General features: G+C 60.9%; 1 protein-coding gene. It reads right to left on the minus strand.

The annotated features are described in order from the left end of the window. A partial coding sequence (locus QN224_RS33585) for an AMP-binding protein (RefSeq protein ID WP_283980182.1) occupies window positions 1-614 on the minus strand: 614 nt, incomplete at both ends.

Here is a 614-nt window from a genome sequence, read left to right on the forward strand (position 1 = left end):
CCCCGCCGATATAGAGCTCGCCGACCGCCCCGAACGGCACCGGTGCGCCATGCCGGTCGAGAAGATACACACGCGTGTTCGCAATCGGGCGGCCAATCGTTTCGACGACAGCCTCTCCCCTGGGCATGCAAACCCAGGTCGAGTACGTCGTCGTCTCGGAAGGAGCGTACAGATTGCAGATCTTCTCCACGCGGCTCTTCTCGAAGATGCTCTCGACCAGGCGAGGCTTGAGGGGCTCGCCCGCCAGATTGACGACGGTCGTCGAGGACGGGATTGCATGCCTGTCGACTAGGGCGGCAATCGCCGAGGGCACTGTGTTGATCATGGAGACATCCAAGGACGTCTTCGCCAATGCCATCGCATTGTCGGCAAGATAGAGTGCGCCGCCCTGTGATAGGGTCACGAAGCACTCGTAGACGGATAGATCAAAATTGATCGAGGTGGAAAACAGCATGCGGCTGACCTCCGATCCCGCGTAGATGCCTTTGTTCCAATGCAGCAGGTTCACGGTGCTCGCATGCTCGACCATGACGCCCTTTGGCGTGCCGGTGGATCCGGAGGTGTAGATGATGTAGGCGAGATGGCGGGAAGTGAGGCCGAGGGCGCGGGGGTCG

The sequence above is a fragment of the Sinorhizobium sp. 7-81 genome (assembly GCF_030124405.1).
GTDB lineage: Bacteria > Pseudomonadota > Alphaproteobacteria > Rhizobiales > Rhizobiaceae > Sinorhizobium > Sinorhizobium psoraleae.